The organism is Vibrio sp. GLN_1 (assembly GCF_043106015.1).
GTDB lineage: Bacteria > Pseudomonadota > Gammaproteobacteria > Enterobacterales > Vibrionaceae > Vibrio > Vibrio parahaemolyticus.
The window spans coordinates 38,480-65,391 of the sequence record NZ_JBICMD010000016.1 but is presented as its reverse complement, the minus strand read 5'-3'; the positions used below and the strand labels follow the sequence as shown (position 1 = coordinate 65,391).

The 26,912-nt window shown below is 46.1% G+C and carries 27 protein-coding genes; 20 read left to right on the top strand and 7 right to left on the bottom strand.

Annotated elements, in window-relative coordinates; translation table 11 throughout:
* Positions 1 to 216 precede the first annotated feature (216 nt).
* The 13 genes from tet(34) (at position 217) to pgpA (ending at position 11,409) form a co-directional block, all read left to right on the top strand.
* Positions 217 to 681, top strand: coding sequence for an oxytetracycline resistance phosphoribosyltransferase domain-containing protein Tet(34) (gene tet(34), locus ACF8OV_RS08065; RefSeq protein WP_005381590.1), 465 nt, complete (start codon positions 217 to 219; stop codon positions 679 to 681).
* Between the two features lie 91 nt (positions 682 to 772).
* Entirely contained in the window at positions 773 to 2,020 is a 1,248-nt protein-coding gene (gene frsA, locus ACF8OV_RS08060; protein ID WP_005455935.1) for an esterase FrsA, read from the top strand.
* Positions 2,021 to 2,136: 116 nt separating this feature from the next.
* Positions 2,137 to 2,526, top strand: coding sequence for a sigma factor-binding protein Crl (crl, locus tag ACF8OV_RS08055; protein ID WP_005455997.1), 390 nt, complete (start codon positions 2,137 to 2,139; stop codon positions 2,524 to 2,526).
* A 121-nt stretch (positions 2,527 to 2,647) separates the two neighbouring features.
* The gene (gene proB, locus ACF8OV_RS08050; protein ID WP_005483011.1) at positions 2,648 to 3,787 is read left to right on the top strand and encodes a glutamate 5-kinase; all 1,140 of its coding nucleotides are present in this window, start codon (positions 2,648 to 2,650) and stop codon (positions 3,785 to 3,787) included.
* 17 nt (positions 3,788 to 3,804) lie between these two features.
* Entirely contained in the window at positions 3,805 to 5,055 is a 1,251-nt protein-coding gene (locus tag ACF8OV_RS08045; RefSeq protein WP_017448803.1) for a glutamate-5-semialdehyde dehydrogenase, read from the top strand.
* Positions 5,056 to 5,182: 127 nt separating this feature from the next.
* Positions 5,183 to 5,632: a transcriptional regulator NrdR gene (nrdR, locus tag ACF8OV_RS08040; RefSeq protein WP_005482986.1), complete on the top strand. Its 450-nt coding sequence runs from the start codon at positions 5,183 to 5,185 to the stop codon at positions 5,630 to 5,632.
* Between the two features lie 7 nt (positions 5,633 to 5,639).
* A complete protein-coding gene (gene ribD, locus ACF8OV_RS08035; RefSeq protein WP_203504889.1) occupies positions 5,640 to 6,764 on the top strand; it encodes a bifunctional diaminohydroxyphosphoribosylaminopyrimidine deaminase/5-amino-6-(5-phosphoribosylamino)uracil reductase RibD in 1,125 nt (374 codons plus the stop codon).
* Positions 6,765 to 6,776: 12 nt separating this feature from the next.
* Positions 6,777 to 7,430, top strand: coding sequence for a riboflavin synthase (locus ACF8OV_RS08030; protein ID WP_005483039.1), 654 nt, complete (start codon positions 6,777 to 6,779; stop codon positions 7,428 to 7,430).
* Positions 7,431 to 7,599: 169 nt separating this feature from the next.
* Positions 7,600 to 8,709 (top strand): bifunctional 3,4-dihydroxy-2-butanone-4-phosphate synthase/GTP cyclohydrolase II, encoded by a 1,110-nt coding sequence (ribBA, locus tag ACF8OV_RS08025; protein ID WP_086458917.1) that lies wholly within the window; start codon positions 7,600 to 7,602, stop codon positions 8,707 to 8,709.
* Positions 8,710 to 8,878: 169 nt separating this feature from the next.
* On the top strand, positions 8,879 to 9,349 hold the full coding sequence (gene ribE, locus ACF8OV_RS08020) for a 6,7-dimethyl-8-ribityllumazine synthase (RefSeq protein WP_005440184.1): 471 nt from the start codon (positions 8,879 to 8,881) through the stop codon (positions 9,347 to 9,349).
* Positions 9,349 to 9,816: a transcription antitermination factor NusB gene (nusB, locus tag ACF8OV_RS08015; RefSeq protein WP_005456038.1), complete on the top strand. Its 468-nt coding sequence runs from the start codon at positions 9,349 to 9,351 to the stop codon at positions 9,814 to 9,816. Before ribE ends, nusB begins: the two co-directional genes overlap by 1 nt.
* A gap of 83 nt (positions 9,817 to 9,899) precedes the next feature.
* Complete coding sequence (thiL, locus tag ACF8OV_RS08010) at positions 9,900 to 10,865, top strand: thiamine-phosphate kinase (protein ID WP_021487297.1); 966 nt, start codon at positions 9,900 to 9,902, stop codon at positions 10,863 to 10,865.
* Positions 10,866 to 10,902: 37 nt separating this feature from the next.
* Positions 10,903 to 11,409 carry a phosphatidylglycerophosphatase A gene (gene pgpA, locus ACF8OV_RS08005; protein WP_203504887.1) on the top strand — a complete coding sequence of 169 codons (507 nt, stop codon included), beginning with the start codon at positions 10,903 to 10,905 and terminating at the stop codon, positions 11,407 to 11,409.
* Between the two features lie 76 nt (positions 11,410 to 11,485).
* Here pgpA and dxs read toward each other — a convergent pair whose 3' ends face one another.
* Genes dxs through xseB form a run of 3 tightly spaced genes read right to left on the bottom strand, consistent with a single transcriptional unit; the run spans position 11,486 to position 14,520 of the window.
* Positions 11,486 to 13,351, bottom strand: a complete 1,866-nt coding sequence (gene dxs / locus ACF8OV_RS08000; RefSeq protein ID WP_203504885.1) for a 1-deoxy-D-xylulose-5-phosphate synthase — start codon at positions 13,349 to 13,351, stop codon at positions 11,486 to 11,488.
* A 20-nt stretch (positions 13,352 to 13,371) separates the two neighbouring features.
* Positions 13,372 to 14,256 carry a (2E,6E)-farnesyl diphosphate synthase gene (gene ispA / locus ACF8OV_RS07995; protein ID WP_005488700.1) on the bottom strand — a complete coding sequence of 295 codons (885 nt, stop codon included), beginning with the start codon at positions 14,254 to 14,256 and terminating at the stop codon, positions 13,372 to 13,374.
* Between the two features lie 21 nt (positions 14,257 to 14,277).
* Entirely contained in the window at positions 14,278 to 14,520 is a 243-nt protein-coding gene (xseB, locus tag ACF8OV_RS07990) for an exodeoxyribonuclease VII small subunit (RefSeq protein ID WP_005381566.1), read from the bottom strand.
* A gap of 261 nt (positions 14,521 to 14,781) precedes the next feature.
* Between xseB and pomA the strand changes: the two genes are divergently transcribed.
* The 7 genes from pomA (at position 14,782) to rlmM (ending at position 21,797) form a co-directional block, all read left to right on the top strand.
* Complete coding sequence (gene pomA / locus ACF8OV_RS07985) at positions 14,782 to 15,543, top strand: flagellar motor protein PomA (protein WP_005482965.1); 762 nt, start codon at positions 14,782 to 14,784, stop codon at positions 15,541 to 15,543.
* Positions 15,544 to 15,558: 15 nt separating this feature from the next.
* A complete protein-coding gene (locus tag ACF8OV_RS07980) occupies positions 15,559 to 16,506 on the top strand; it encodes a flagellar motor protein MotB (RefSeq protein WP_005460634.1) in 948 nt (315 codons plus the stop codon).
* A gap of 294 nt (positions 16,507 to 16,800) precedes the next feature.
* Positions 16,801 to 18,249: a tRNA uracil 4-sulfurtransferase ThiI gene (gene thiI / locus ACF8OV_RS07975; RefSeq protein ID WP_005488737.1), complete on the top strand. Its 1,449-nt coding sequence runs from the start codon at positions 16,801 to 16,803 to the stop codon at positions 18,247 to 18,249.
* Positions 18,250 to 18,796: 547 nt separating this feature from the next.
* Positions 18,797 to 19,717, top strand: coding sequence for a transcriptional regulator GcvA (locus ACF8OV_RS07970; protein WP_011105705.1), 921 nt, complete (start codon positions 18,797 to 18,799; stop codon positions 19,715 to 19,717).
* Positions 19,698 to 20,321 carry an alpha/beta fold hydrolase gene (locus ACF8OV_RS07965; RefSeq protein WP_203504883.1) on the top strand — a complete coding sequence of 208 codons (624 nt, stop codon included), beginning with the start codon at positions 19,698 to 19,700 and terminating at the stop codon, positions 20,319 to 20,321. The genes ACF8OV_RS07970 and ACF8OV_RS07965 overlap by 20 nt, the downstream gene beginning before the upstream one ends.
* Positions 20,311 to 20,709, top strand: coding sequence for a DUF423 domain-containing protein (locus ACF8OV_RS07960; RefSeq protein ID WP_005496247.1), 399 nt, complete (start codon positions 20,311 to 20,313; stop codon positions 20,707 to 20,709). The genes ACF8OV_RS07965 and ACF8OV_RS07960 overlap by 11 nt, the downstream gene beginning before the upstream one ends.
* Complete coding sequence (gene rlmM / locus ACF8OV_RS07955) at positions 20,706 to 21,797, top strand: 23S rRNA (cytidine(2498)-2'-O)-methyltransferase RlmM (RefSeq protein ID WP_015296337.1); 1,092 nt, start codon at positions 20,706 to 20,708, stop codon at positions 21,795 to 21,797. Before ACF8OV_RS07960 ends, rlmM begins: the two co-directional genes overlap by 4 nt.
* A gap of 91 nt (positions 21,798 to 21,888) precedes the next feature.
* Here rlmM and ACF8OV_RS07950 read toward each other — a convergent pair whose 3' ends face one another.
* From ACF8OV_RS07950 to ACF8OV_RS07935, 4 genes are all read right to left on the bottom strand, one after another.
* Complete coding sequence (locus ACF8OV_RS07950; RefSeq protein WP_024700108.1) at positions 21,889 to 22,641, bottom strand: DNA/RNA non-specific endonuclease; 753 nt, start codon at positions 22,639 to 22,641, stop codon at positions 21,889 to 21,891.
* 193 nt (positions 22,642 to 22,834) lie between these two features.
* A complete protein-coding gene (gene xni / locus ACF8OV_RS07945; protein ID WP_045586971.1) occupies positions 22,835 to 23,617 on the bottom strand; it encodes a flap endonuclease Xni in 783 nt (260 codons plus the stop codon).
* Between the two features lie 73 nt (positions 23,618 to 23,690).
* On the bottom strand, positions 23,691 to 25,052 hold the full coding sequence (gene ppnN / locus ACF8OV_RS07940) for a nucleotide 5'-monophosphate nucleosidase PpnN (protein WP_005496242.1): 1,362 nt from the start codon (positions 25,050 to 25,052) through the stop codon (positions 23,691 to 23,693).
* Positions 25,053 to 25,341: 289 nt separating this feature from the next.
* A complete protein-coding gene (locus ACF8OV_RS07935; protein WP_017448796.1) occupies positions 25,342 to 26,907 on the bottom strand; it encodes a diguanylate cyclase in 1,566 nt (521 codons plus the stop codon).
* Positions 26,908 to 26,912: the final 5 nt, after the last annotated feature.

Here is a 26,912-nt window from a genome sequence, read left to right as displayed (position 1 = left end):
GCTTTTAGCGTTGTTCACTGAATTCGATTTTTCTGCGTAATAGACGGAGAATTTTGATATCACCGTTGGTATTAACGGTGTGTTTCGGTAGAATAATCGTTTGCGCAGCTTGAAATCCTCGTCTCCTGACCTCTGGAGAGCATAGTGAATATTCCGCTTTAAAGCCGTTTCGCTAGATTTTGAGGATGCATATTTTCAAATTATTAGGTTATTACAATGAGTAAAAAATTCATTATCACTTGGGATGCGATGCAGACTTACTGCCGTGAACTGGCTGAGAAACAGATGCCAGCTGAGCAATGGAAAGGTATTTGGGCGGTAAGCCGTGGCGGTCTAGTACCGGGTGCAATCTTGGCTCGTGAACTGGGTATTCGCTACGTTGATACAATTTGTATCTCAAGCTACGACCATGATCATCAACGTGATATGACAGTGCTTAAAGCACCTGAAGGCGATGGTGAAGGCTACCTAATCGTTGAAGACCTAGTAGATAGCGGTGATACAGCGCGTAAACTGCGTGAAATGTACCCGAAAGCAAAAATGATTGCAGTATGTGCAAAACCGTCGGGTAAAGAATTGTTAGATGACTACGTAGTAGACATCGCGCAAGACACTTGGATCGAGCAACCTTGGGATATGTCTATCCAGTACGCAGAGCCAGTAAACCGCAAGCAAAAGTAATCGCTAGCGAAGAATATTGAGAAATGCCCCTTTATAGGGGCATTTTTTTTATTATCATTACATCTAATGCTAATAGCCAAAGGTTCTTCCTATGTCTGAAGACGTCAGTAAAAATCTTTCCGAGACTTTGTTCGTAAAACATAAGCAAGCGAAAGAAACCTCCGCGCTCACTCAATACATGCCAACCAGCAAAAAGATTCTTGATGATCGAGAACAGCAAGAAGATCGTGCTTGGTATCGTCATTTGCGTCGCTTGCAGTGGGCGTGGCAAGGCTTATCTCCAATTGAAATGGAAGGAGTGTTGTCGCGCATTGCTTCGTCAACGCATTCTCGTACTCACGATGATTGGTTAGATACTGTGATGGGGTATCACAGTGGTAACTGGACGTTTGAGTGGATCAAGTTAGGTATGGAACACCAACGACGTGCCAATGATCTTAAAGGTGAGGATGCTGCCGACGAGCTGTTTACCGCATCGTTGTGTTTCAGCATTGCGGGCTATCCTCATTTAAAAAACGACAACTTGGCGCTTCAGGCTCAGGTGTTAGCAAACAAAGCCTATTCTGAAGGGGCTGAGAAAACTCAATACACCATCAAGCAAATTGAGGTGCCTTACCAAAAACGCAAAATTATCGCTAACTTGCATTTGCCAAGAACCGATAAGCAGCTGCCAGTTGTGATGGTGAGTGCAGGACTCGACAGTTTACAAACCGACATGTGGCGTTTGTTCCGCAATCACTTTGCTCCTAAAGATATTGCAATGCTGACCGTCGATATGCCATCAGTCGGACACAGTTCTCATTGGCCTTTGACGGAAGATTCAAGCTGTCTTCATCAAGCCGTGTTGAATGAGCTTTATTCCATTCCTTACGTTGATCATCACAAAGTTGGTTTGGTCGGTTTCCGTTTTGGTGGCAATGCCATGGTTCGTCTGTCTTTTCTTGAGCAAGAAAAGATCAAAGCGTGTGTGGCACTAGGCGCACCGGTGCATGATCTGTTTACCTCACCGAAAAAGCTGCAAAAAATGCCGAAGATGTATCTGGATATGCTGGCTTCTCGTTTGGGTAAAAGCGCAGTTGATATCAACAGTATGGCTGGGCAGATGATGGCTTGGTCATTGAAAGTTCAAGGCTTCTTGAGCAGTCGTAAAACTAAGGTGCCAATTTTAGCGCTGAGCTTAGAAGGTGACCCCGTTTCTCCTTACAGTGACAACCAGTTAGTCGCGCTATTTAGCCACTATGGGCAAGCGAAGAAGATCAGTTCCAAGACAATTACAAAAGGATATGAGCAATCCCTCGATTTGGCGATAAAGTGGTTGGAAGATGAATTATTAAGATGACAAATCTCCTAATTTAGTTAAGAGTGATATACCTGAGCAAAAAATAAGCTCATGATAATAAAAAATAATAATCATTATTGGGTGTTTACTTTAACTATATGGAAACGGAGATTCATATGTCAGAGACGACTCAGGGTCCAACACACTTTCGCTTGATGTCAAAGCTGAAGGCCATTGGGCCTTACCTGCGTGAACCGCAATCACAAGAAGGGCGCTACTATTTTGATTGTCTATCTGTTTGTGTAGACGATAAAAAGTCACCTGAGAAACGCGAGTTCTGGGGCTGGTGGATGGATTTAGAATCCATCGAAGGGGGCTTTACCGCTAAGTACCATATTGGGAAATACAACAAAGAAGGGAAATGGGTGTCTGAAGCTCTGCCGCAAAAAGTGGTAGAGGAAGTGTACTTTACACAAAGTACCTTTCATCAGAAGCTCATTGATACCTTGGCTGAACACTTCAAACTCGAAGTGGAATATCATACCGAGTCATTTGATTTCGCCTGATTTGGCGGTTTTCTTTTTCGACTGAACAAAAAGGTGCGTTTTCGCACCTTTTCTCTTGTTAAATCCCTATTTGATTGTTAAAACATCCTCTCTTTATTTGTTTTTCACTTCAGAAGACATCATGACAACGAATCAACAAAACGCAGTTGTTTCGCAACCACAAACCGTCGTTGTGAAACTGGGTACAAGTGTGCTGACAGGCGGCACATTGGCACTAGATCGCGCTCACATGGTTGAGCTAGCGCGTCAGTGTGCTGAGCTTAAGAAACAAGGCCATTCAGTGGTAATGGTTTCGTCTGGTGCAATTGCAGCAGGCCGTGAGCATCTTGGATACCCCGCACTGCCCAACGAGATGGCGAGCAAACAGTTGCTTGCTGCTGTGGGTCAGAGTCGTTTGATTCAAACATGGGAGTCTTTGTTTGGTATTTACGGTATCAAGATTGGTCAAATGCTACTGACTCGTGCTGACTTGGATGATCGTGAGCGTTTTCTTAATGCGCGTGACACCATCAATGCGCTTGTGGCGAACGATATTATTCCAATCGTGAACGAAAATGATGCAGTAGCCACCAGTGAAATCAAAGTCGGCGACAATGACAACCTATCGGCTTTAGTGGGTATTTTGTGTGGTGCAGATAAGTTATTGCTACTGACAGACCAAAAAGGTCTGTTTACTGCAGACCCACGAAAAGATCCGAATGCAGAGCTGATCAAAGAAGTTAAAACCATTGATGACACGTTGCGTAAAATTGCTGGCGGCAGCGGTACAACACTCGGTACGGGTGGTATGGCGACAAAACTTCAAGCTGCTGACATCGCACGTCGCGCGGGTATTGAAGTTATTATCGCAGCAGGTAGCGCGCCAAACGTAATTTTTGACTCGTTGAGCACGGAGCCTCAAGGTACGCGTTTCCTACCTTGTTCAGAAGCATTGGAAAACCGTAAGCGTTGGATCCTCGCAGGTCCTGCAGCATCGGGTGACATTATCATCGATGATGGTGCGGTGAATGCGGTTGTTGGTAAAGGCAGCAGCTTGCTAGCAAAAGGGGTCATCAAGGTGAGCGGTGATTTTGCCCGTGGTGAAGTTGCTCGCGTAACAAATTCTCATGGCAAACTGGTTGCGCGTGGTATTAGCGCCTACTCAAGTGAAGACTTGGCAAAAATTACTGGCAAACACAGTAAAGACATCATCTCTATTTTGGGTCATGACTACGGCTCAGAAGTGATTCATCGCGATGATCTTGTCGTCATTCAAGAATAGAAATTGAGGGAAGCAACGTGGATTTAACGAATATGGGTAAAGCTGCTAAAGATGCAGCTTTCGAATTGGCGACAGCGTCAACTGCTCAAAAGAACCAAGCTCTAGCGATCATCGCAGATGAGCTAGAAGCAAACTCAGCTGCGATTTTGGCAGCAAACGCAAAAGACATCGAACTTGGTCGCGAAGCTGGTCTGACCGATGCGCTGTTAGACCGTCTACTGTTGAATGAAGAACGCTTAACGGGCATTGCAAATGATGTTCGCAATGTGATCAGCCTAAACGATCCTGTGGGCAGCGAAATCGACAGTAAAGTGCTAGAAAACGGCATGTCTCTCTCTCGCCGCCGTGTACCACTTGGTGTTGTGGGTGTGATTTATGAAGCGCGTCCAAATGTGACCATCGACATTGCCGCACTGTGCCTGAAAACGGGTAACGCCAGCATCCTACGCGGTGGTAAAGAGACGTTTTTCTCTAACATGGAACTTGTGAAAGTTATCCAATCAGCCCTTGCAAAAGCAAACTTGCCAGCCGCTTCAGTACAGTACATTGAAAAGCCAGATCGCGAACTGGTTTCTCAACTGCTTAAACTGGATGACTACGTTGATATGATCATCCCACGTGGTGGAGCTGGTCTGCACAAAATGTGTAAAGAGAACAGCACAATTCCAGTGATCATCGGCGGTTTTGGTATCAGTCACATTTTTGTTGATGAATCCGCAGACCTAGAGAAATCTCTAAACGTGGTTGAAAACTCGAAAGTTCAACGTCCTTCGGCATGTAACTCGCTAGACACACTGCTTGTTCACGAGAAAGTGGCGGCGAAATTCTTGCCAATGATTGTCGAGCGAATGAGTGACAAAGTGACGTTTGTAGCAGAACCAAAAGCGAAAGCGCTAATGGCTCAAGCTACGCAAATTCGCGATGCCGCAGAAGGTGATTTTGATACCGAATGGCTAAGCTACACGTTAGGTGTAAAAGTTGTCGCTGACGTGAAAGATGCGATTGATCACATGCGAGTTCACAATGCGAGTCACTCAGATGCAATCATGACCAACAGCTTGATTAACTCAGAGTTGTTCATCAATTCGGTGGGCTCGGCTGCAGTTTATGTGAATGCGGCAACGCGCTTTACTGACGGTGCTCAGTTTGGCTTGGGGGCTGAAGTGGCCGTCTCAACTCAAAAGCTACATGCACGTGGCCCGATGGGTTTGGAAGAATTAACAAGCTACAAATGGGTCGGCAAAGCGAACTACTTAGCACGCAGTTAACAGATTCGACTCGATATTGATTGAAAAAGGGGCACTAGTGCCCCTTTTTGTTTTCTCTCACATATCAATTCCGCTACACTAGTCTGGCTTTTGGGACGGCCCCAAAGGCACGTTATTTGGAGGTGATATGCATTGTCCTTTTTGTTCAGAGAACGATACAAAAGTAATTGATTCCCGATTGGTTGCGGATGGTCATCAAGTCCGTCGCCGCCGCCAGTGTTTAGCCTGTAGTGAACGTTTTACTACGTTTGAAACGGCAGAATTGGTCATGCCTAAAGTCATTAAGTCGAATGGCAATCGCGAACCATTCGATGAAGATAAAATGGTCGGTGGTATTCAGCGCGCATTAGAGAAACGTCCGGTAAGTGCCGACTCTATCGAGCTTGCAATCAGTATGATTAAGTCGCAACTCCGCGCAACTGGTGAGCGTGAAGTACCGAGCCAAATGATTGGTAACTTGGTTATGGATCAGCTTAAAGAGCTCGACAAAGTGGCTTACATCCGTTTTGCATCGGTTTATCGTAGCTTTGAAGATATTCGTGAATTCGGCGAAGAAATTGCCCGCCTTGAAGACTGATTAAATCATGCCTCAACACACTTCTGCATCTCCATTTTCTCCTCAAGATTTTTCAATGATGTCGCGTGCGCTCAAGTTAGCTCGACGCGGCATTTATACGACGGCTCCAAACCCGAACGTCGGTTGCGTAATTGTTCGTGATGGCGTGATCGTTGGTGAAGGTTATCATCATCGCGCTGGAGAGCCTCATGCTGAAGTGCACGCGATGCGCATGGCTGGTGATAAAGCTGAAGGTGCAACGGCATACGTTACCCTTGAACCGTGCTCCCACTATGGACGCACGCCACCTTGCGCTGAAGGGTTGATAAAAGCCAAAGTGGCGCGAGTAGTGTGTGCGATGGAAGATCCGAATCCAAAAGTGGCTGGACGTGGCATCCAAATGCTACGTGAAGCCGGGGTCGAGGTTCAGGTTGGATTGTTAGAAAACGATGCGATTGAGCTCAATCGTGGCTTCATTAAATTCATGCAAACAGGCATGCCATTTATCCAATTAAAAATGGCAGCAAGCTTAGATGGACAGAGTGCGCTAAGTAATGGCAAGAGCCAATGGATCACCTCCCCACAGGCTCGCCAAGACGTGCAGTGTTATCGAGCGCAAAGCGGTGGCATTCTGTCTACAAGCAATACAGTGATGGATGATAACGCTTCTCTCAACGTTCGTTGGGATGATTTGCCGCAGAGTGTTCAAGCGCACTATGAGCTGACGGAAGTTCGCCAACCAGCAAGGGTAATACTCGACCGTCAACAGAAACTGAGTGATGACCTTAAACTGTTCAGTACCGAAGGTGAGCGAATTATTGTCAGCAGCGAAGGCGATGTTTGTCCACAACTAGACCAAAGCGGAAAAATTGATTTAGCTGCGACCCTAAAAGCGGTCGCGACTCAGCATAATATCAACCATTTATGGGTGGAAGCTGGCGCGACGCTCGCGAGTTCTCTAATCAAAGCTAACCTTGTAGATGAGTTGATTGTCTATCTCGCTCCGAAACTAATGGGAAGCGATGGACGTGGTTTAATTGGCGCGCTGGGATTGACGGAGATGGCGCAGGTCATCGATTTAAATATTACTGATGTGCGAATGGTGGGCAGAGATATCCGTATTACCGCCACCCTTGTACGTAAAGAAATTTAGAAAAGAAGCACTATGTTTACAGGAATTGTAGAAGCAGTTGGTAAATTAACTGCGATTACGCCAAAAGGCGAAGACATTACCGTTACGGTAGAAGTAGGTAAGTTAGACATGTCTGACGTAAAGTTAGGCGACAGCATCGCAACTAATGGTGTGTGCTTAACGGTGATTGACTTTGGAAGCAATTATTACAGCGCGGATTTGTCTCTCGAGACCTTGAAAAAAACCGGTTTTGCAAACTACCAAGTAGGCGAAAAGGTTAACTTAGAAAAAGCCATGCTGCCGACGACACGTTTTGGCGGACACATTGTATCTGGACACGTGGACGGCGTGGGTGAAATTGTGGAGCGCAATCAAGTTGGTCGTGCGATAGAGTTTTGGGTCGCGATGCCTGCTGAGATCAGCAAGTACGTGGCAGAAAAAGGCTCTATCACCGTTGATGGTATCAGCTTAACGGTGAATGATTTGCGTAAAAACGCATTCAAACTGACGATTGTGCCTCACACCAGTGAAGAAACCACCATCGACCAGTTCCAAGTGGGCCGCAAAGTGAATTTAGAAGTGGATGTGTTGGCGCGTTATATGGAACGCTTGCTGCAAGGTCAGCAAGAAGAGCAGCCTGAATCTCGCATCACCATGGACTTCTTACAACAAAATGGCTTTGCGTAAGCGCTCAGCTACGTTGCGATAATTGCCATAACAGACCGGATTCACAGAACATCGTTAGGGCAATTGACTTGCATTGTGCAAGGCTCAAACTGTTGATGTCATTACCATTGCAATAAGATTTCACGCATTGCTGTCGGAAAGTAAATTTTAGAATAACGGGAAACAGAATATGCCAATCAGTACACCACAAGAAATTATTGATGATATTCGCGCAGGCAAAATGGTCATCCTAATGGATGATGAAGACCGTGAGAATGAAGGTGACTTGATCATGGCTGCCGAGCATATTACGCCGGAAGCGATCAACTTTATGGCGACTTACGGTCGTGGCTTGATCTGTCTGACCATGACTAAAGCGCGTTGTGAAAATCTCGGCTTGCCGCCAATGGTGCAAGACAACAACGCGCAGTACACCACTAACTTTACCGTTTCTATTGAAGCTGCTGAAGGCGTCACCACGGGTATTTCAGCGGCTGACCGCGCACGCACCGTTCAAGCTGCGGTTGCGCCAAACGCAAAAGCGGCGGACTTGGTTCAACCGGGTCATATTTTCCCTCTTGCTGCGCAAGATGGTGGTGTATTGACTCGCGCTGGTCACACCGAAGCGGGTTGTGATTTAGCTCGCCTTGCTGGGCTTGAGCCTGCTTCTGTGATTGTTGAGATTCTAAACGACGACGGCACCATGGCTCGCCGTCCTGATCTTGAAATCTTTGCTGAAAAACACGGCTTGAAGTTAGGCACTATTGCGGACCTTATCGAATACCGCAACAACACAGAAACGACCATTGAGCGTGTAGCAGAATGCAAACTGCCAACTGAACACGGTGAGTTTACTTTGGTGACTTACAAAGACACCATCGATAATCAAGTGCATTACGCGATGTGTAAAGGTGATTTGGCTGGCGAGGCGCCGCTGGTTCGTGTGCATCTACAAGACGTATTCACCGATGTATTACGCAGTGACCGCAATGCAGAGCGCAGCTGGACACTGGATAAAGCGATGAAGCGTATCGGTGAAGAAGGCGGTGTTCTGGTTGTTCTTGGCAATGAAGAATCAACCGAGTTGCTCATCCACCGCGTGAAGATGTTCGAAGCGCAAGATAAAGGCGAAGCACCGACTTTAGCGAAAAAGCAGGGCACGTCTCGCCGCGTGGGAGTGGGGTCGCAAATTCTCGCTGACCTTGGTGTTCACGATATGCGTCTTCTGTCTTCGACCAACAAAAAATACCATGCATTGAGTGGTTTCGGCCTGAACGTGGTTGAATACGTTTGCGAATAAGAAGTGAACGATAAGTTCCTAGTCCCATGCACACCTATTTTGGTGTGGACTAGGAACTCGTGACACGCGGCCAATTTCCATTAGATATTGCTCACAAATTTGTGCTAGAATCCGGCGATTCTCACTTGATGAACAAATTTCACTTATAAATAGAGTTAAAGGAAAGCTTATGAAAGTGATCGAGGGTGGCTTCCCAGCGCCAAATGCAAAAATTGCTATCGTTATTTCTCGCTTCAACAGTTTTATTAACGAAAGCTTACTTTCTGGTGCGATCGATACACTAAAGCGTCACGGACAAGTAAGCGAAGACAACATCACTGTTGTACGTTGTCCAGGTGCCGTAGAACTACCTCTAGTAGCTCAACGTGTTGCTAAAACTGGTAAATACGATGCGATCGTATCTCTAGGTACAGTAATCCGTGGCGGTACACCACACTTTGATTATGTTTGTAGTGAATGTAACAAGGGCCTAGCACAAGTGTCTCTGGAATACAGTCTTCCAGTCGCATTCGGTGTGCTGACTGTTGATACTATCGATCAAGCGATTGAACGCGCAGGAACCAAGGCTGGTAATAAAGGTGCAGAGGCTGCACTAAGCGCACTTGAAATGATTAATGTACTATCTGAAATTGATTCCTAATGGGGGCCAGTGTGAAACCAGCCGCACGTCGTAACGCACGTCAATTCGCTCTACAGGCGATCTACTCATGGCAAATTACTAAAGAGAATGTTGCCACGATTGAAGAACAGTTTTTGTCTGGCGACAAATACGATGAAGAAGAACTTCGTGCATCTGAGCCAGCACTTGCTGCTCCAGAAACAGACGTTGCTTACTTCCGTGAACTATTAAGCGGTGTTGTACTTAGCCACGCTGAGCTAGATAGCAAAATTCGTCCTTACGTATCTCGTCCTATGCAGGATCTAGATATGATGGAACTTGCTCTTCTTCGCCTTGCTATGTACGAGATGACTCGTCGCGAAGATGTTCCTTACAAAGTGGTAATCAACGAAGCGATTGAACTTGCTAAAGTATTCGCTGCAGAAGACAGCCACAAATTCGTGAACGGTGTGCTAGATAAAGCCGCACCACACGTACGTAAGAAATAACGATTTCTTCAATAAAAAGGTCAGCATATGCTGACCTTTTTTGTATGATATCAATGCCATTGGCATGAAAAGATAAATGAATTATGTCTGGTGAATTTAACCTGATTGATAAGTATTTTGTTGGCCGACAAAACCAGCGCAAAGACGTACACCTCGCCGCAGGGGACGATTGCGCTCTCGTTAAGGCGCCAGCAAATGTACAGATTGCTATCAGCACCGATACCTTGGTTGCTGGAACCCATTTCCTTCCTCACGCGAACCCTGCTTGGGTTGCTCACAAGGCGCTTGCATCCAACATCAGCGACTTAGCTGCCATGGGCGCAACACCAGCTTGGGTAAGCTTTGCATTGACCATGCCTGAAGCGGATGAAGAATGGCTCGCACCATTCTGTGATGCGTTTTTCGAACTGGCGGATTACTTTGGTATTCAGTTAATCGGCGGTGATACAACGAAAGGCCCATTAAGCTTAACACTGACAGTGCAAGGTTTTGTGCCTGAGGGCAAAGCGCTGACTCGCTCTGGCGCGAAAGTCGGGGACTGGGTGTATGTCACTGGGAATTTGGGTGACGCAAAAGCAGGGCTGGATGTCATCTTAGATGAAACACTTCGCAGTCGCATTGGTGCTGATGAACTAGAAAAAGCCCACTACCTAAGTACTCCGAGAGTGTTAGCGGGGCAAGCTTTGGTAGGATTAGCATCTTCGGCGATTGATATTTCAGACGGCCTGATTTCGGATATCAAACATATTTTAAAATGCTCACAAGTTGGTGTGAGTATCGATGTGTCTCAATTACCAATCTCTTCAGAGCTGGTACAATTTTTAGATGATAAGGTCAGCGCACAGCAGTATGCTTTATCTAGCGGTGAAGAATACGAGTTGTGTTTCACTGTATCAGAACAAAATCGAGGTTCTTTGCAGAGTGCTTTGTCTTATAGCGGGTGCAAAGTGACGTGCATTGGCCAAATTAGACCAAATGGAACGTTTGAGCTTCACGATAACAACCAACCTCTCGACTGGGATTTAAGTGGTTTCGACCACTTTAAATAAGCTCATCGAGTTAAACTAGCAGTATAGGTTTAAGGATATGACCAACCCTCTTTCTCTGATCTCATTAAAGAACCCGTGGCATTTGTTGGCGACGGGGTTTGGCAGTGGTTTGTCGCCAGTAGTTCCTGGAACAATGGGGACGCTTGCTGCGGTTCCGTTTTTTCTGTTGTTGGCGCAGCTGCCATTTCCGGCTTATGTCGTTGTGGTATTACTTTTGTGCGTGATTGGCATCAAAATCTGCCAAGTCACGTCAGATGATATGAAGGTGCATGATCACGGTTCAATTGTATGGGATGAGTTTGCGGGCTTTTGGATCACCATGAGTATTGTACCAGCCCTGAATATTCCTATCACGGAATGGAAATGGTTGTTGACGGGTTTCATTCTTTTCCGCTTTTTCGATATGGTCAAACCGTGGCCAATAGGTTGGTTAGACAAACGCATCCATGGCGGGCTTGGCATTATGCTCGATGATATTGTGGCGGGTATTATGGCAGGTATTGCTTTGTTTCTCGTTGCAAAGTATGCGGGTTGGATGAGTTAGTACATCACCTATCACTCGAAGAACAACAAGAATTAAAAAGGGATGCCATTGGCATCCCTTTTTGCTATTGAATTGCTTACTTCGCAAGGTATTCCGCAATGGATTTTTCAATCCCTTTTGCGTCTAAACCGAGTTCTTCGTGAAGTTCTTCTTGAGTACCTTGATGGATGAATTTATCAGGCAAGCCAAGGTTGAGTACTGGTTTGATGATTTTTTCTTTCATCATGAACTCAACTACACCTGCGCCAGCACCACCTGCGATTGCGTTCTCTTCTAGTGTGACAAGAACGTCATGTTCATCAGCGAGTTGGCGAATCAATGCTTCATCAAGAGGTTTGACGAAACGCATATCAGCAACCGTTGCATTGAGGTTTTCAGCTGCTTCTAGTGCATTCGGTAAGAAAGTACCGAAGCTCAGGATTGCCACCTTTTCACCTTTGCGTACCACTCGACCTTTACCAACCTCAAGAGCGGTAAACTCTTTTTCGATCTCTGTACCCATACCACTACCACGAGGATAACGTACGGCACTTGGTCCAGTGTGCTTATGACCTGTGTACAGCATTTGGCGACATTCGTTTTCGTCGCTTGGAGCCATGATCACCATGTTAGGAATGCAGCGCATAAAGCTAAGATCAAATGCACCTTGGTGTGTTTGACCATCTGCACCGACCAAACCTGCGCGGTCGATAGCGAACATTACTGGTAAGTCCATGATAGCGATGTCATGGATAAGTTGATCGTAACCACGTTGCAAGAAGGTCGAGTAGATAGCAACGATCGGATGATCGCCAGCAATTGCCATACCCGTTGCAAGTGTCACAGCGTGTTGCTCTGCAATTGCCACATCAAAGTATTGGTCTGGGTACTCTTTCGAGAAACGTACCATGCCAGAACCTTCACGCATTGCTGGCGTAATTGCCATTAGCTTAGGATCTTGCGCTGCCATGTCACATAAGAAGTCACCAAAAACCTTTGAGAAAGTTGGTTTGCCGCCACTGCTTTTTGGTAAGCAGTTATGGCTTGGATCGAACTTAGGGACGCCGTGGTAGCCAATAGGATCTTTCTCTGCTGGCTCATAACCTTTGCCTTTCTTAGTCATGATGTGCAGGAACTGAGGGCCTTTAAGCTCACGCATGTTCTTCAGTGTTTTAACGAGCTCATTCACATCGTGCCCATCAATTGGACCAATGTAGTTAAAGCCAAACTCTTCAAACAGAGTGCCAGGGACAACCATGCCTTTTAGATGTTCTTCAGTGCGACGAACCAGTTCTTTGATTGGTGGTACACCTGATAGCACTTTTTTCCCACCTTCACGGATAGAGGTGTAAAGACTACCGGAAAGCACTTTCGCTAGGTGGTTGTTTAGAGCACCAACGTTTTCTGAGATCGACATTTCATTGTCGTTCAGAATCACCAACATGTCAGGATGAACATCGCCTGCGTGGTTCATGGCTTCGAATGCCATGCCTGCAGTAATCGCACCATCACCAATCACACTGATGACTTTACGACCTTTACCTTCTTTTTGAGCGCTGATGGCTAGGCCAAGCCCTGCACTGATGGAAGTAGAAGAGTGACCAACTGATAGCGTGTCGTACTCGCTCTCTTCGCGCCAAGGGAAAGGGTGTAAGCCGTCTTTCTGGCGAATCGTTGGCATTTGATCGCGACGACCCGTCAAAATTTTATGTGGGTAAGCCTGATGACCAACATCCCAGATAAGTTTATCTACTGGTGTGTTGTAAACATAATGCAGAGCCACAGTTAGCTCTACGGTGCCTAAGCCAGACGCTAAGTGTCCGCTAGATTGGCTCACTGAATTTAGCAGATACGTTCGCAGCTCATCACACAGAGTTGGTAATGTTTCTTTTGGAAGAAGACGCAATTCTTCCGGTGTATTTGCTAACGCCAGTGTTGGGTACTTTGAAATATCAAGAGTCATATAAATGCGCGCTTATAGTGTTAGTTTTTGCGCTCGATGACGTATCGGGCGAACTCTTCGAGTAACTGAGTATTGTATGGGATAGCTTCCAATGCTTGAAGTGCTTCCTGTAATAGAGTGTGAGCTTTCTCAATGGCTCCCTCTAAACCCAGCAGGGATGGGTAAGTGCTTTTGTTCAGTTCTTGGTCTGAACCTTGAGGTTTACCCAATGTTTCTGTGTCACTAATGATATCAAGAATATCGTCTTGAACCTGAAACGCCAAACCAATTGCTTTTGAATAGCGTTCTAAATGAGGTAAAACCTCGATACCTTTTTCACCAGCGGCCAGAGCACCTAATTTTACCGCACAATCAATCAGAGCTCCGGTTTTTTTACGGTGTATCTCTTCCATTTCTGCAAGAGAAACTTGGCGATTCTCCGCACCCAAATCCAATGCTTGGCCGACACACATGCCGTTCGCACCAGAGGAGTGAGCTAACGCTTTGATCATGTTGACACGTTGGTTTTCTGCGCTTGGGCTCAACGGACCGTCAGCAATGATGGTAAAAGCAAGAGTTTGTAGGGCATCACCGGTTAAAATGGCGGTCGCTTCATCAAATTTGATATGGCAGGTCGGCTGACCTCGGCGCAGATCATCATCATCCATAGCAGGAAGATCGTCATGGATGAGCGAGTAGGCATGAATACACTCGATGGCTGAAGCTGGAGTGTCTAGATCTTCAGGTTTACAGCCGAGCATTTGACCTGTGATGTAAACAAGAAATGGGCGAACGCGTTTGCCGCCTAACAAAAGGCCGTATTTCATTGCTTGAATCAATGGCTGCTCTTGATATGGAAGCTGTTCTAGCCACAAATTCAATTGCTGATTGTTTCTTTCTTGGAAAGACGTCAATGTCTGTTGCATCACATTGCTCACTACTGATGGTTATTCTGAATCTGGTTTGAAGTCGCTAAGAGGGGCTTCGTCATCTTCGCTAAGAAGAATGCTTACGCGCTGTTCTGCGTCGCTCAGTTTGGTTTGGCCAGCACGAGCTAAGGCAATGCCTCGTTCAAATTTACGTAAGGCATCATCTAGGGCAAGATCGCCGTTTTCTAATTGATCAACCAAGCTATCAAGCTCTTCAATGGTTGCTTCGAAGGTCATGTTTTCTGGTTTCTTGACCGCCATCTTTTTTCTGCCTTAATCAAGCCTTGAATAGGATGCACGAAAGTTACCTTAGCCTAGTTACTTGGTCAAATTTAACCTTACATAATTGTCACAAAATTGGCTCTAAACGGGTCTGATTAGACAAACCCCATATTTTAGTTAGGGTTGTTGGCGTTAATTTGTGATCTATTAGCTAAGATTTTCCTAAAAAATCTGTTCTAGTTGTCGATACAAGTAATAATCCGCCTAACGGCAGTATTTAAATAGCGTGAGGAGTGCTTTGTGGATTTAGCAACCCTAATAGGTTTGATCGGTGGTTTTGCCTTCGTCATCATGGCAATGGTGCTAGGTGGCAGTATCGGCATGTTCGTCGACGTTACATCGATCCTTATCGTAGTAGGTGGCTCTGCATTTGTAGTATTGATGAAGTTCACGCTCGGCCAGTTCTTTGGTGCGGCGAAAATTGCAGGCAAGGCATTCATGTTTAAAGCCGATGAGCCAGAAGACCTCATCGCAAAGATTGTTGAAATGGCCGATGCGGCGCGTAAAGGCGGTTTCCTAGCTTTGGAAGAGATGGAAATCAACAACAGCTTTATGCAGAAAGGCATTGACCTTTTGGTGGATGGTCACGATGCGGATGTGGTTCGCGCTGCGTTGCAAAAAGACATTGCCTTGACGGATGAGCGACACACGCAAGGCACGGGTGTTTTCCGGGCGTTTGGTGACGTTGCACCAGCTATGGGGATGATCGGTACGTTGGTTGGTCTGGTTGCGATGCTTTCGAACATGGATGACCCAAAAGCGATCGGCCCTGCAATGGCGGTAGCCCTTTTAACCACACTTTACGGTGCGGTGTTGTCAAACATGCTGTTCTTCCCAATTGCCGATAAGCTTTCTTTACGCCGAGATCAAGAAACGCTTAACCGCCGTTTGATCATGGACGGCGTACTTGCCATTCAAGACGGTCAAAACCCACGAGTTATCGACAGCTACCTGAAGAACTACCTCAACGAGGGTAAACGTGCTCTTGAGATTGATGAGTAATCGCGGAGATTTGTGATGGATGATGAAGATAACAAATGCGATTGTCCGCCACCCGGTCTCCCGTTGTGGATGGGGACATTCGCGGACTTGATGTCGCTGTTGATGTGCTTCTTCGTACTGCTGCTTTCATTCTCTGAAATGGATGTTTTGAAGTTCAAACAGATTGCTGGTTCGATGAAGTTTGCATTTGGTGTGCAAAACCAACTGGAAGTGAAAGACATTCCTAAAGGCACCAGCATCATCGCACAAGAATTTAGACCAGGCCGTCCTGAGCCGACACCGATTGATGTCATCATGCAACAAACCATGGACATCACTCAGCAGACGCTAGAATTCCACGAAGGTGAGTCTGACCGAGCTGGTGGTACTAAGCGTGATGAAGGCAAGCTGACGGGCGGTCAATCACCGGAAACCTCGACGCAAAGCAATCAGTCCGCAGAGTCAGACATGCAACAGCAGCAGTCTGAAGAGATGTCACAAGAGATGGAAACCTTGATGGAGAGCATCAAGAAGGCGCTCGAACGTGAAATCGAACAAGGTGCGATTGAAGTGGAGAACCTCGGTCAGCAAATCGTTATACGAATGCGAGAGAAAGGCGCATTCCCAGAAGGTTCTGCATTCCTGCAACCGAAGTTCAGACCATTAGTGCGACAGATTGCTGAGCTAGTGAAAGATGTGCCAGGTATTGTCCGAATCTCTGGTCACACAGACAATCAGCGTTTGGATTCTGAGCTGTATCGCTCGAATTGGGACTTGTCATCGCAGCGTGCGGTGTCGGTCGCTCAAGAGATGGAAAAGGTCAGAGGTTTCTCGCATCAGCGTCTTCGTGTGCGAGGTATGGCGGATACCGAGCCTTTGGTGCCGAATGATTCTGATGAAAACCGCGCACTTAACCGTCGTGTTGAAATCAGTATCATGCAAGGTGAACCTTTATACAGTGAAGAAGTGCCCGTTATTCAATAACAAAGCGCGTCTATAAATAGTTCAGAAGATAAAAAGCGAGCAGAGTGCTCGCTTTTTTATTAAAGACTTTTAGTCGAGAGTCGCTTGTTCTTAAAATCGTAGCCTTGCCTGCAATCCAAGGCATTCTCGCTGCACCTAGCATCTTAAGGTTGTTTGGGTATATAATCTTGCGCCCTAAAAGTGAGCTCATTACATCGTTGAAAACGGCGTGCCTTTCACGCGGATTTCGATTTGATTCTATAGTTATGAGAGTTCACTCATTGTTGATTGCGAAACTAACCTGCGAATTAGACTATGAAATTTATTGTAAAGCCCCATCCAGAAATTTTTGTAAAAAGTGAATCTGTGCGTAAGCGCTTCACAAAGATTTTAGAGTGCAACATTCGTAATATCGTCAAGAGCCGCACGGAATCTGTCGCAGTATTTAACCGTCGTGATCACATTGAAGTGACCTCTGAGAGCAACGAATACCACGCTGAAGTTTTAGAAATCCTGACTCACACGCCAGGCATTCATCACGTTCTAGAAGTGAAGCAATCAGAGTTTAAAGACCTGCACGACATCTACGAGCAGGTGCTGGAACTTAGCCGTCCGCTTATTGAAAACAAAACGTTTGTGGTTCGTGCAAAACGTCGTGGTAAGCATGACTTCACGTCTATCGAGCTTGAACGTTACGTTGGTGGTGGTCTAAACCAAGCAGTAGAAAGCGCACGCGTTAAATTGCACAACCCTGATGTGACGGTAAAAGTTGAAGTATCGGGTGACAAACTTAACCAAGTGTTGGCACGTCACAAAGGTCTAGGTGGCTTCCCTTTAGGTACTCAAGAAGACGTACTAAGCCTGATCTCAGGTGGTTTCGACTCTGGTGTATCAAGCTACCTACACATCAAACGTGGCTCTAAAGTTCACTACTGTTTCTTTAACCTAGGTGGTCCAGCTCATGAAATCGGCGTTAAGCAGGTTTCTCACTACCTATGGAACAAATACGGCTCATCAGCGAAAGTGCGTTTCATCTCTGTTGATTTCGAACCTGTGGTTGCTGAAATTCTTGAGAAAGTAGATGACGGTCAAATGGGCGTCATCTTGAAGCGTATGTTCATGCGCGCTGCTGGCATGATTGCTGAGAAGTTTAAGATTGAAGCGTTGGTAACGGGTGAAGCTCTTGGCCAGGTATCTAGCCAAACGCTAACGAACCTTCGTCACATCGATAATGTTACGGATACGCTGATTCTGCGTCCTCTTATCAACTGGGATAAAGAAGACATCATCAACTTAGCTCGTGAAATCGGTACAGAAGACTTCGCGAAAACCATGCCTGAGTACTGTGGCGTGATCTCTAAGAAGCCAACAGTAAAAGCGGTGAAAGAGAAGCTAGAAGCAGAAGAAGCGAAGTTTGACTTCAGCATTCTAGAGAAAGTGGTTTACGAAGCGCGTCAAATGGACATTCGTGATATCGCAAAAGAATCTGAGCAAGCGGCACCAGAAGTCGAGCAAGTACAAGCGGTAGAAGAACACGCAGTGGTACTGGATATTCGTAGCCCTGATGAGGAAGACGATAACCCACTAGAAATCGCTGGTGTGGATGTGAAACACATTCCGTTCTACAAGCTGGGTACGCAGTTCGGTGACCTAGACCAGTCGAAAACTTACCTACTGTACTGTGACCGTGGTGTAATGAGCCGTCTGCAAGCGCTTTACTTGCAAGAGCAAGGCTTTAACAACGTGAAAGTTTACCGTCCATAGTCACTCAGTAAATAAACACACTTTCGATGTCCGTCAATGGCGGTGATCTGAAGCAGACCCAAAGCGCAAATTGCTGATGTAATTTGCGCTTTTTTGTTTTTGATCGCGCAATAAATAAGCGTAACTCGGCATAATGTTGAGGCTTATCGCAAAGCTATATTGGTTGTGTTGATATAACGATAATTAATCCGAAATACAGATAAAAAGTGATGTTGATGCCAGATTTGAAAGATGGGATTTTCTTTAGATAAAAAAACACCGCCTAAAAAGGCGGTGTAACAAATTTGACAGACAGGTCAAAAATAAATACAGGAAGTATCTGTTTTGTCACAGGGAGTGTGGACAAAACATCATGGTAGAAATCTACCTAACTCGAAATACGAGTTTGCAAACACAACATCGCAACAACGAAGCCAATTGATTTCCAAGGAAATCAAGCCGTTCAGGCTCGTGTTGCGGGGTGAAATATAGAATTTATCTGGCTGTTCGACAACGGACATTTTATAATGTTTCAGATTAAAAAAACTAATCCTATTTGAGGTCCCATATGTCTCGCAGATTGCCTCCTTTAAATTCGCTTCGAGTATTTGAAGCAGCCGCTCGTCATCTCAGTTTTACGCGTGCGGCAGAAGAGTTATTTGTGACTCAAGCCGCAGTGAGTCATCAAATTAAAGCCCTAGAAGAGTTTCTATCTCTAAAACTTTTCCGTCGCCGTAACCGTTCTTTGCTGTTAACAGAAGAAGGGCAAAGTTACTTTCTCGACATCAAAGACATCTTTACCTCGATTGCTGAAGCTACCGATAAGGTATTGGAACGTAGTGAAAAAGGTGCGTTGACCATCAGCTTGCCACCGAGCTTTGCCATTCAGTGGTTGGTGCCTCGTTTGGCGGACTTTAATGCTCAGGAGCCAGACATTGATGTACGCATCAAAGCCGTGGATATGGATGAAGGTTCACTGACTGATGATGTAGATGTAGCGATCTACTACGGCCGTGGGAACTGGCCGGGTTTGCGAGCGGATAAACTGTACCAAGAGTTTCTGATCCCACTTTGTTCACCTTCGTTACTTTTAGGTAACAAACCATTAGAATCTCTAAGTGACCTCAAATTACACACTTTGTTACATGATACTTCGCGTAAAGATTGGAAGCAGTTCGCTCGTCATTACAACATCGAAGGCATTAACGTGAATCACGGTCCGATTTTCAGTCACTCGACTATGGTGCTGCAGGCTGCTGCACACGGACAAGGCGTAGCATTGGGCAACAACGTGTTAGCGAAACCAGAAATGGAAGCGGGACGGCTGATTGCGCCGTTTGATGAGGTGCTTATCTCCAAAAATGCCTTCTATGTGGTGTGCCATGAGCAGCAGGCAGACATGGGACGCATCGCGACATTTAGAGATTGGATGCTGGCAACGGCGAGAAAAGAACAAGAGGAAGTATTGGATGAGCCAGTGGATAGTTGAGGGGCCTGAAAACGGGCCGCTGTTTGTTTTTGCTCACGGCGCAGGGGCGGGGATGGAGCATGACTTCATGACTGCTGTCGCCAAAGGATTAGTTGAGCAAGGCATTCGTGTGGTGCGTTTTAATTTCCCTTACATGGTGAAACGTTCGGAAGATAGCAAAAAGCGTCCGCCCGATCGCGCCCCAAAGTTGCTCGAAGCATACAGCGAAGTGATCGCTCACTTTGCTTCTTCTCCCGTGGTCATTGGTGGCAAGTCGATGGGGGGCAGAATGGCGAGTTTACTCGCAGAGCACGAGCTGGTGGCGGGCATTGCCTGTTTAGGCTTTCCATTTCACCCTCCGGGTAAGCCAGAAAAATTCAAAGGTGATCATCTTGCAAGCATCGACAAGCCCACTCTGATTCTTCAAGGTGAGCGAGATACTTTTGGTAAGCGTGAAGAGTTTGATGAGTTTGTCTTTTCTCAGCAAGTGAAAGTGAGCTTCTTACCTGATGGCGACCATAGCTTTAAGCCGCGCAAGAGCTCGGGACATACCGAAGCGGGCAATATTGCACTTGCAGTAGAGCAACTGTCAGCATTCATCAATGAGGTGTACAGTGAAAAGTAAGTGGTTACTCTCTTTTACGGGACTTTCGGGACTAGTTTCTGTTGCACTAGGCGCTTTCGCAGCGCACGGCCTAAAAGCCAAGCTTGCGCCTTATTTGCTTGGCGTGTTTGAGACGGGCGTGTTGTATCAGTTCATCCACACCTTAGCGGTTGCATTTTGTGCCATTTTGCTTCTGCTCAATTTGGGACAAAAAGCACAAAAATATTTTTTCATCGCGGCGATTTGCTTTATCATCGGCATCTTTTGTTTTAGCGGCAGTCTTTACGCGCTGGCGCTGACGGGCATTAAATGGTTTGGACCCATCACCCCAATGGGAGGATTCATGTTCATGATCGGCTGGTGTCTGTTCTTTTTTGCTGCGTTTAATATCAAAGAGGTCTCCAAGTGAAACAACTAATGCTCTATTGCCGTGCTGGCTTTGAGAAAGAGTGTGCTGGTGAAATTCAGGACAAAGCGACACAGTTGGAAGTGTATGGCTTCCCTCGTGTGAAGAAAAACTCAGGTTATGTTGTCTTCGAGTGTTACCAAGATGGAGACGCAGAGAAGCTAGTTAAAGGCTTAGACTTTAGCTCATTGATTTTTGCGCGTCAGATGTTTGCTGTAGCGGCTGAATTTGAAGCGCTGCCAAGTGAAGACCGCATCAGCCCAATTCTTGCCGAGCTGTCAGAGTTTGAATCGTTCCCACGTTGTGGCGATCTACGTATCGAAACACCAGACACGAACGAAGCAAAAGAGCTATTGAAGTTCTGCCGCAAGTTCACCGTACCAATGCGCCAAGCGTTGCGTGGTAAAGGTTTGATGTGGAATAAAGACAACGCGAAGAAGCCAGTGCTGCACATCTGTTTTGTCGCACCGGGTCATTGTTATGTGGGTTACTCACTACCAGGCAACAACTCGCAGTTCTTTATGGGTATCCCTCGCTTGAAATTCCCAGCAGACGCACCAAGCCGCTCAACGCTAAAACTGGAAGAAGCTTTCCACGTATTTATTCCGCGAGATGAGTGGGATGAGCGTTTGGCGCCTGGCATGTGGGGCGTTGACTTAGGTGCATGTCCAGGTGGTTGGACGTACCAATTAGTGAAACGTTCTATGTTCGTTCATTGTGTTGATAATGGCATGATGGCAGACAGCTTGATGGAAACCGGTCAAATTAAGCACCACATGGTGGATGGCTTTAAGTTTGAACCAGACCGCAAGAACGTGACTTGGATTGTGTGTGATATGGTTGAGAAACCAGCTCGCGTGGCACATCTTATGGGCCAATGGCTGCTTAAAGGTTGGGCGAAAGAAGCCATCTTTAACCTGAAATTGCCAATGAAAGGCCGTTACGATGAAGTACTGCAAGATCTTGAAAATCTAAAAATGTTCTTGATTGAGAACAAGGTGAAATTCAAGCTGCAAGCGAAGCATCTGTATCATGACCGTGAAGAGATCACGATTCACATTCAGTGTCTATCTAATATCTCTCCGCACTAAGTTATCGTTTCTATGTGGTTGAACATTATCAAAAAAGCGCCTACTTCAGGCGCTTTTTTATTGCGGTTTAGGAATCGCGACAGTCACTCAATTACTGGTTGGTTGGCCACATCTCTTCCCATTTTACTGATTCCATGTTGTCTTCGATGCTATCTGGCGTTTGAGCAAAAAAGTCTAATCCAGTTTGACGTTCTACTTCGTCAATGGTGGTAATAAAGTTAGCTAACTCAGAGCTTGAAACATCACGATGCGGGACAATGAACGCAATGGCTTCATCAAAGCTTGGATCAAGAATGACTTTGTAAAATGCGCTCGGGATCACCACGCCATTACCGATTGTTCCTTCGTTACCTTGGTAAATCGGTCCGGTCACCACATAAAGCTCATTGTACTCATTGGCGAGATCACGAACATGTTCTTCTAGAACGCGCCAACCAACTCGGTTAAACCCCGGCAGTTGAGGTGACATGTTGCTCATCAAAAAGCTTTGCTTCATTGACTCTTGGGTGAAATCCATTGTCGCTGACGGCGCAAGGTGCCCTCTGTCGTATCCTGAGCCTTTGTAGTCCGCTAGGGTAGATCGCGCGTAATCCGGCATTTCAGTGTCTTCTTGGAAGGCGTTACTGCGTTTGTTGGTGATGTTCACGCTTTCTGCGGTAATGTGGTAGGCAACCCAGTCTGCATTTTTGGTGTTGTAGTTGTACCCAACCGCATAGCCATCTCGGCAAAGGAACTGATCGCTGTTGCTTGAAGGTATGCCTTTATCAAGGTGTTGACCACAAGTTTCAGCAAGAGTAGGGAAGGATAAGAGTGTGACTAAAGATACTAAGATGATGTTTTTCATTATTTTTCTCCGTTATTAAGAGATTTAAAAATAATGAAATTACTCACTAAGACTGTGAATTAGCTTATAAACTAATCAGTATCTTGTAGGTTAATGATGAGGTAAATATCATTGCCGTGAATGTAAAGGGTTACACAACAGATTTTATAAACGTATTGTCTAACCCAAAACTTACAGCGTAAAAGAGATGTACTTACTCGGCTTTATTTGGTCCGGTAAAGCGAATGTCTTGCAGGTTAAAGCCGAGCTCGATATCGCATTTCAACGCCGCTACTCGTTTACATAGACGTGCAGACTCAATGTGTTCATCCAGCTTCTTGCGATATTTCGGTGCAAGTTCATCGCTGGCGTAGGCCGCTTCAATATCTTCAAATTGAGTTAGGATCTCTTTGGCAGCTTTTGGTCCAATGCCCGGAACGCCCGGCACTTGGCTTGAACTAATGCCAGTTAACCCCCAATAATCAGCGAGTTGGCTTGGCTTTACGCCAAACTCTTTCTCGATAAACGGTTCATCCAACCAACGGTGTTGAAAGTAATCGCGAATTTGCAGCGTCGGTGAAAGTAACTGGCAGTAGCCTTTGTCGGTTGAAACGATCGTTACTTTCTCACCGTGGCTTGCCACTTTGGTCGCCAGTGTCGCAACTAAATCGTCCGCCTCATCACCTTCTGATAGCAGTGAATCAATGCCTTGCTCCCACCATGCTTGTTGGATGGCATCCAAACCTTGCATCAGCGGATCTGGCATCGGTTTGCGATTTTGCTTGTAGTCAGGAAGGATTTCAGCGCGCCAACCTCTATCTTGTTCATGGTGATCAAACACCGCGATGATATGTGTTGGTTTCGCTTCGGAAAGAATACGCGTAAGGGTTCGCTGAGTCGTCGTGATGGTTCTTGCGATGTCAGTTGGATCCGGCTGTGCAGAGTGCACACGGCGAATCAAGTTGAGGGCATCAATAATAACAAGATGAATAGACATAATGACTTAGCAATAAAAAAGGGGCGTAATGCCCCTAGTGTAACGAATGCAAGCCAGACTATCGACCACCAATTTATGGATGGGCAATTCGATAGCATGGTTCGTAATCAGAACCGCCTGGCAATTTCATTCGATGCTGTTCAACGAAGTCTTGCAGTAGCTTGTCGAGTTTCTTCATCAGTACAGGATCGCCATGAATAGAAAATGGACCTTTGCATTCGATTTCGCGAATGCCCTCGGCTTTGACATTACCTGCCACAATACCAGAGAAGGCTTTGCGTAAGTTAGCCGCCAGAACCTGAGGTTCTTGATCTAAGTTCAAATTCAACCCTTCCATTGATGTATGCGTTGGGTCAAATGGCAGTTGGAAATCCGGTTCGATTTTCAATGACCAGTTGAAGCTGTAAGCATCGCCTTTTTCTTTACGATGAAGGCGTACATCTTCCATCGAGCGCTTCATGATACGTGCAACTTCGGCAGGATCATCAATGACGATTTGGTAGTGTTTTTGACCTTCTTCACCTAAGGTATCGCGAATAAACGCGTCGATAGAACGGAAGTATTCTTCGCTCTCTTTTGGTCCGGTTAACACAATCGGCATCGGCTGATCAGCATTGTCTGGATGCATCATGATACCAAGAATGTACAGCAACTCTTCGGCAGTACCCGGACCACCCGGGAAGATCACAATACCATGCGCCATACGAACAAACGCTTCTAAACGTTTTTCGATGTCCGGCATGATGATCAGCTCGTTGACGATTGGGTTTGGCGGCTCAGCGGCAATGATTGAAGGCTCTGTCAAGCCAAGGTAGCGTTGCTCAGTGTAACGCTGTTTAGCGTGACCGATTGCCGCTCCTTTCATCGGGCCTTCCATCGCACCTGGTCCACAACCCGTACAGATATTAAGTTCACGTAAGCCAAGCTCGTTACCCACTTCGCGCGTGTATTGGTATTCAACGCCATTGATTGAATGGCCGCCCCAACAGACGACGAGATTTGGTTCAATACCGGGAGTGAGCGCGCCTGCGTTACGCAAAATACCAAACACAAGGTTGGTAATATGCGTTGGGTTAGTGAGATTGAGGCGCTGACTGTCAGCCAAGTGCATGTTCACGTAAACGATGTCACGCAGTACAGAGAATAAGTGTTCTTGAATGCCTTTAATGATCTCTCCATCGACAAACGCATGCTCTGGTGGGTCGGTCAGCTCTAGCTTAATGCCACGCTCGCGGCGCACTACATTCACATCAAACGATTGGTGTTTATCGAGAAGCTCTTTGGAGTTATCTGTGTGGCTACCAGAGTTCAATACCGCTAACGTACAGTTACGATAAAGCTGGTAAAGATCACTCGAAGCGGTTTTCTTTAAGCGTTCAACTTCCAGTTGGGATAGCAAGTCCATGCTACCTGCGGGGCTTATATGGGTAATCATAACGCCTCCTTGTGTTGCATTATTTTGAGGGATAGTTCCAACGCATCTTACTTAGTTGTACGTGTCGTTTTACTCAGATGGCTGGAGGGTTTGGTTTTATGGTTATCGAGTCCCAAGCAACCTCAAGATGCCATATTCGTCATGAATGAATACATCATCTTGAAGTGACTTGGGTTTTAATAGCTTAGCAGACTGAAAGGGGATAAATGTGATAACTCGTTGAAAATGGGAGGTTATGAGCGTTTGAGAGGGGATAAAAGTGTTTGTTTGCTTGTTTTTTGAACGGTTTTTAGTTCCAGTTTAGCTGGTTTGTGCCCCGTTTTTTAGCGTCAGTGAGCATTTGCCCAAGGCGATCGAGCACATATTCTGGTGCGTCTGATTCCTTAAATGAAGTAGAGACGGCTGTCAGAGTAATGATGATGTTTTGCTCGCGGAACTTAAACGGCAGCTGACAGATATCGCGCTGAATATTTTTCATCAGTTCTAATGTGTATTCTTCACTTTGTTCTGGGATCAGCAGAATAAACTCTTCACCGCCAAAGCGAGCGACGGTTTCGGTATCAGACACGCGCTTATTGATAGCACGAGCGATGATCTTCAGCGCTTTATCACCAGCGGTATAACCATAGCTGTCGTTTACGGCTTTGAAGTTATCGACATCAAACAGTACCACTCGTAGATTTTGTTGAGAGCGAATCCAACGACGGTATTCGAGCTCAAGACGATCGTTAAATGCTGTTCGGTTGTAAACCTTCGTGAGTGGATCAAGCAACATTCGCTGTGTCTGGTCGTCTAAGCGGCGGCGGTAATCTTGTGTGGTTTCAAACACCGCTTCAAGCTGATTTTTGCTGTAGCTTAAACGCTCTTGCAGGGCCTGTTCTCTCTCTTCCGTCATCTTGAGGCGCTCGGTTAACGAGGCCATTTTGGCCAGCAATGGAGCGACTTCTTGTTTGAGTTCTGCTAAATCCTGTGCTTGGTCGAGAGATTGTTGGCTGAGCTCAACCAAACCATTCATTTCTGCATTCAGCTCTTGGCGATGCTCAAAATAAGTATGGTGTTGATCGACGTTTTGATGGACGGTTTTGAGGTTACTCGCCAGCGCTGAGTTTAACTGATCGAGAAATTGGCTTGACGCTTTGCGCTCAAACTTAGTCGCTTCGACGACTAACTTCAGAGTGCTTAACGTCAGCTCGATTAAGGATTCTGCATTCACGCCAAGCAACAGTTTTGCACGAATATCAAGCAGTCTCTCGCCACATTCGCCTTCAAAATCAAGTTCTGTAATCGTATGTTGCAGATCGACGGCGAGGCATTCTAGCTGAGATTTGTCTGGGTTGTTTTCGAATTCGCTGAGTTGTAAACGCGAGTTCGAAGTGATGATTTTAATCGCGCGTTCGTAGATGCTCAGTAGACGGGTAGCTTGATCGACTTTCTTCCCTGCGTGTACTTCCGAGAAGCTCATTAAGTTGCGCAGTTCGCGTTTTAACTGCGCTGGCAAACCCGTAACACGTTGGAGTGTCTCACCGCTGTGTTTGATTTGTTCATCGAGGTAGCCGTTCTGTTTATCCATCGTTTTCGACTGCTGTTTGAGCATTCTTTCAAGTACCGCCAAACGCGGGATCAGAGTGCTGATGTCTTTTTGATGTTGCAGCTCTTGCTGAATTTCAAACAGATAGTTAGCAACTTGGGTGTTTGAGCCTTGGCAAGCAGACGACAAAGATGCCACAACGCGCTTGAGAACTTGTTGTTCTCGCTTAAATTTGAGCGAAGTATCACGATGTGTCAGCCTGAGTTGGTCAAGTTGACAACTCAGCTGATGAAGCTGCGACTGAATATCGGATTCCAAGATTCCCATGAAAC

Bases quoted from the DNA above. Each gene is read 5' to 3' on its own strand.
- frsA (WP_005455935.1), top strand. From the start codon at position 773: ATGTCTGAAGACGTCAGTAAAAATCTTTCCGAGACTTTGTTCGTAAAA.
- crl (WP_005455997.1), top strand. From the start codon at position 2,137: ATGTCAGAGACGACTCAGGGTCCAACACACTTTCGCTTGATGTCAAAG.
- proB (WP_005483011.1), top strand. From the start codon at position 2,648: ATGACAACGAATCAACAAAACGCAGTTGTTTCGCAACCACAAACCGTC.
- nrdR (WP_005482986.1), top strand. From the start codon at position 5,183: ATGCATTGTCCTTTTTGTTCAGAGAACGATACAAAAGTAATTGATTCC.
- ribD (WP_203504889.1), top strand. From the start codon at position 5,640: ATGCCTCAACACACTTCTGCATCTCCATTTTCTCCTCAAGATTTTTCA.
- ACF8OV_RS08030 (WP_005483039.1), top strand. From the start codon at position 6,777: ATGTTTACAGGAATTGTAGAAGCAGTTGGTAAATTAACTGCGATTACG.
- ribBA (WP_086458917.1), top strand. From the start codon at position 7,600: ATGCCAATCAGTACACCACAAGAAATTATTGATGATATTCGCGCAGGC.
- ribE (WP_005440184.1), top strand. From the start codon at position 8,879: ATGAAAGTGATCGAGGGTGGCTTCCCAGCGCCAAATGCAAAAATTGCT.
- nusB (WP_005456038.1), top strand. From the start codon at position 9,349: ATGGGGGCCAGTGTGAAACCAGCCGCACGTCGTAACGCACGTCAATTC.
- thiL (WP_021487297.1), top strand. From the start codon at position 9,900: ATGTCTGGTGAATTTAACCTGATTGATAAGTATTTTGTTGGCCGACAA.
- pgpA (WP_203504887.1), top strand. From the start codon at position 10,903: ATGACCAACCCTCTTTCTCTGATCTCATTAAAGAACCCGTGGCATTTG.
- dxs (WP_203504885.1), bottom strand. From the start codon at position 13,351: ATGACTCTTGATATTTCAAAGTACCCAACACTGGCGTTAGCAAATACA.
- ispA (WP_005488700.1), bottom strand. From the start codon at position 14,256: ATGCAACAGACATTGACGTCTTTCCAAGAAAGAAACAATCAGCAATTG.
- xseB (WP_005381566.1), bottom strand. From the start codon at position 14,520: ATGGCGGTCAAGAAACCAGAAAACATGACCTTCGAAGCAACCATTGAA.
- ACF8OV_RS07980 (WP_005460634.1), top strand. From the start codon at position 15,559: ATGGATGATGAAGATAACAAATGCGATTGTCCGCCACCCGGTCTCCCG.
- thiI (WP_005488737.1), top strand. From the start codon at position 16,801: ATGAAATTTATTGTAAAGCCCCATCCAGAAATTTTTGTAAAAAGTGAA.
- ACF8OV_RS07970 (WP_011105705.1), top strand. From the start codon at position 18,797: ATGTCTCGCAGATTGCCTCCTTTAAATTCGCTTCGAGTATTTGAAGCA.
- ACF8OV_RS07965 (WP_203504883.1), top strand. From the start codon at position 19,698: ATGAGCCAGTGGATAGTTGAGGGGCCTGAAAACGGGCCGCTGTTTGTT.
- ACF8OV_RS07950 (WP_024700108.1), bottom strand. From the start codon at position 22,641: ATGAAAAACATCATCTTAGTATCTTTAGTCACACTCTTATCCTTCCCT.
- xni (WP_045586971.1), bottom strand. From the start codon at position 23,617: ATGTCTATTCATCTTGTTATTATTGATGCCCTCAACTTGATTCGCCGT.
- ppnN (WP_005496242.1), bottom strand. From the start codon at position 25,052: ATGATTACCCATATAAGCCCCGCAGGTAGCATGGACTTGCTATCCCAA.
- ACF8OV_RS07935 (WP_017448796.1), bottom strand. From the start codon at position 26,907: ATGGGAATCTTGGAATCCGATATTCAGTCGCAGCTTCATCAGCTGAGT.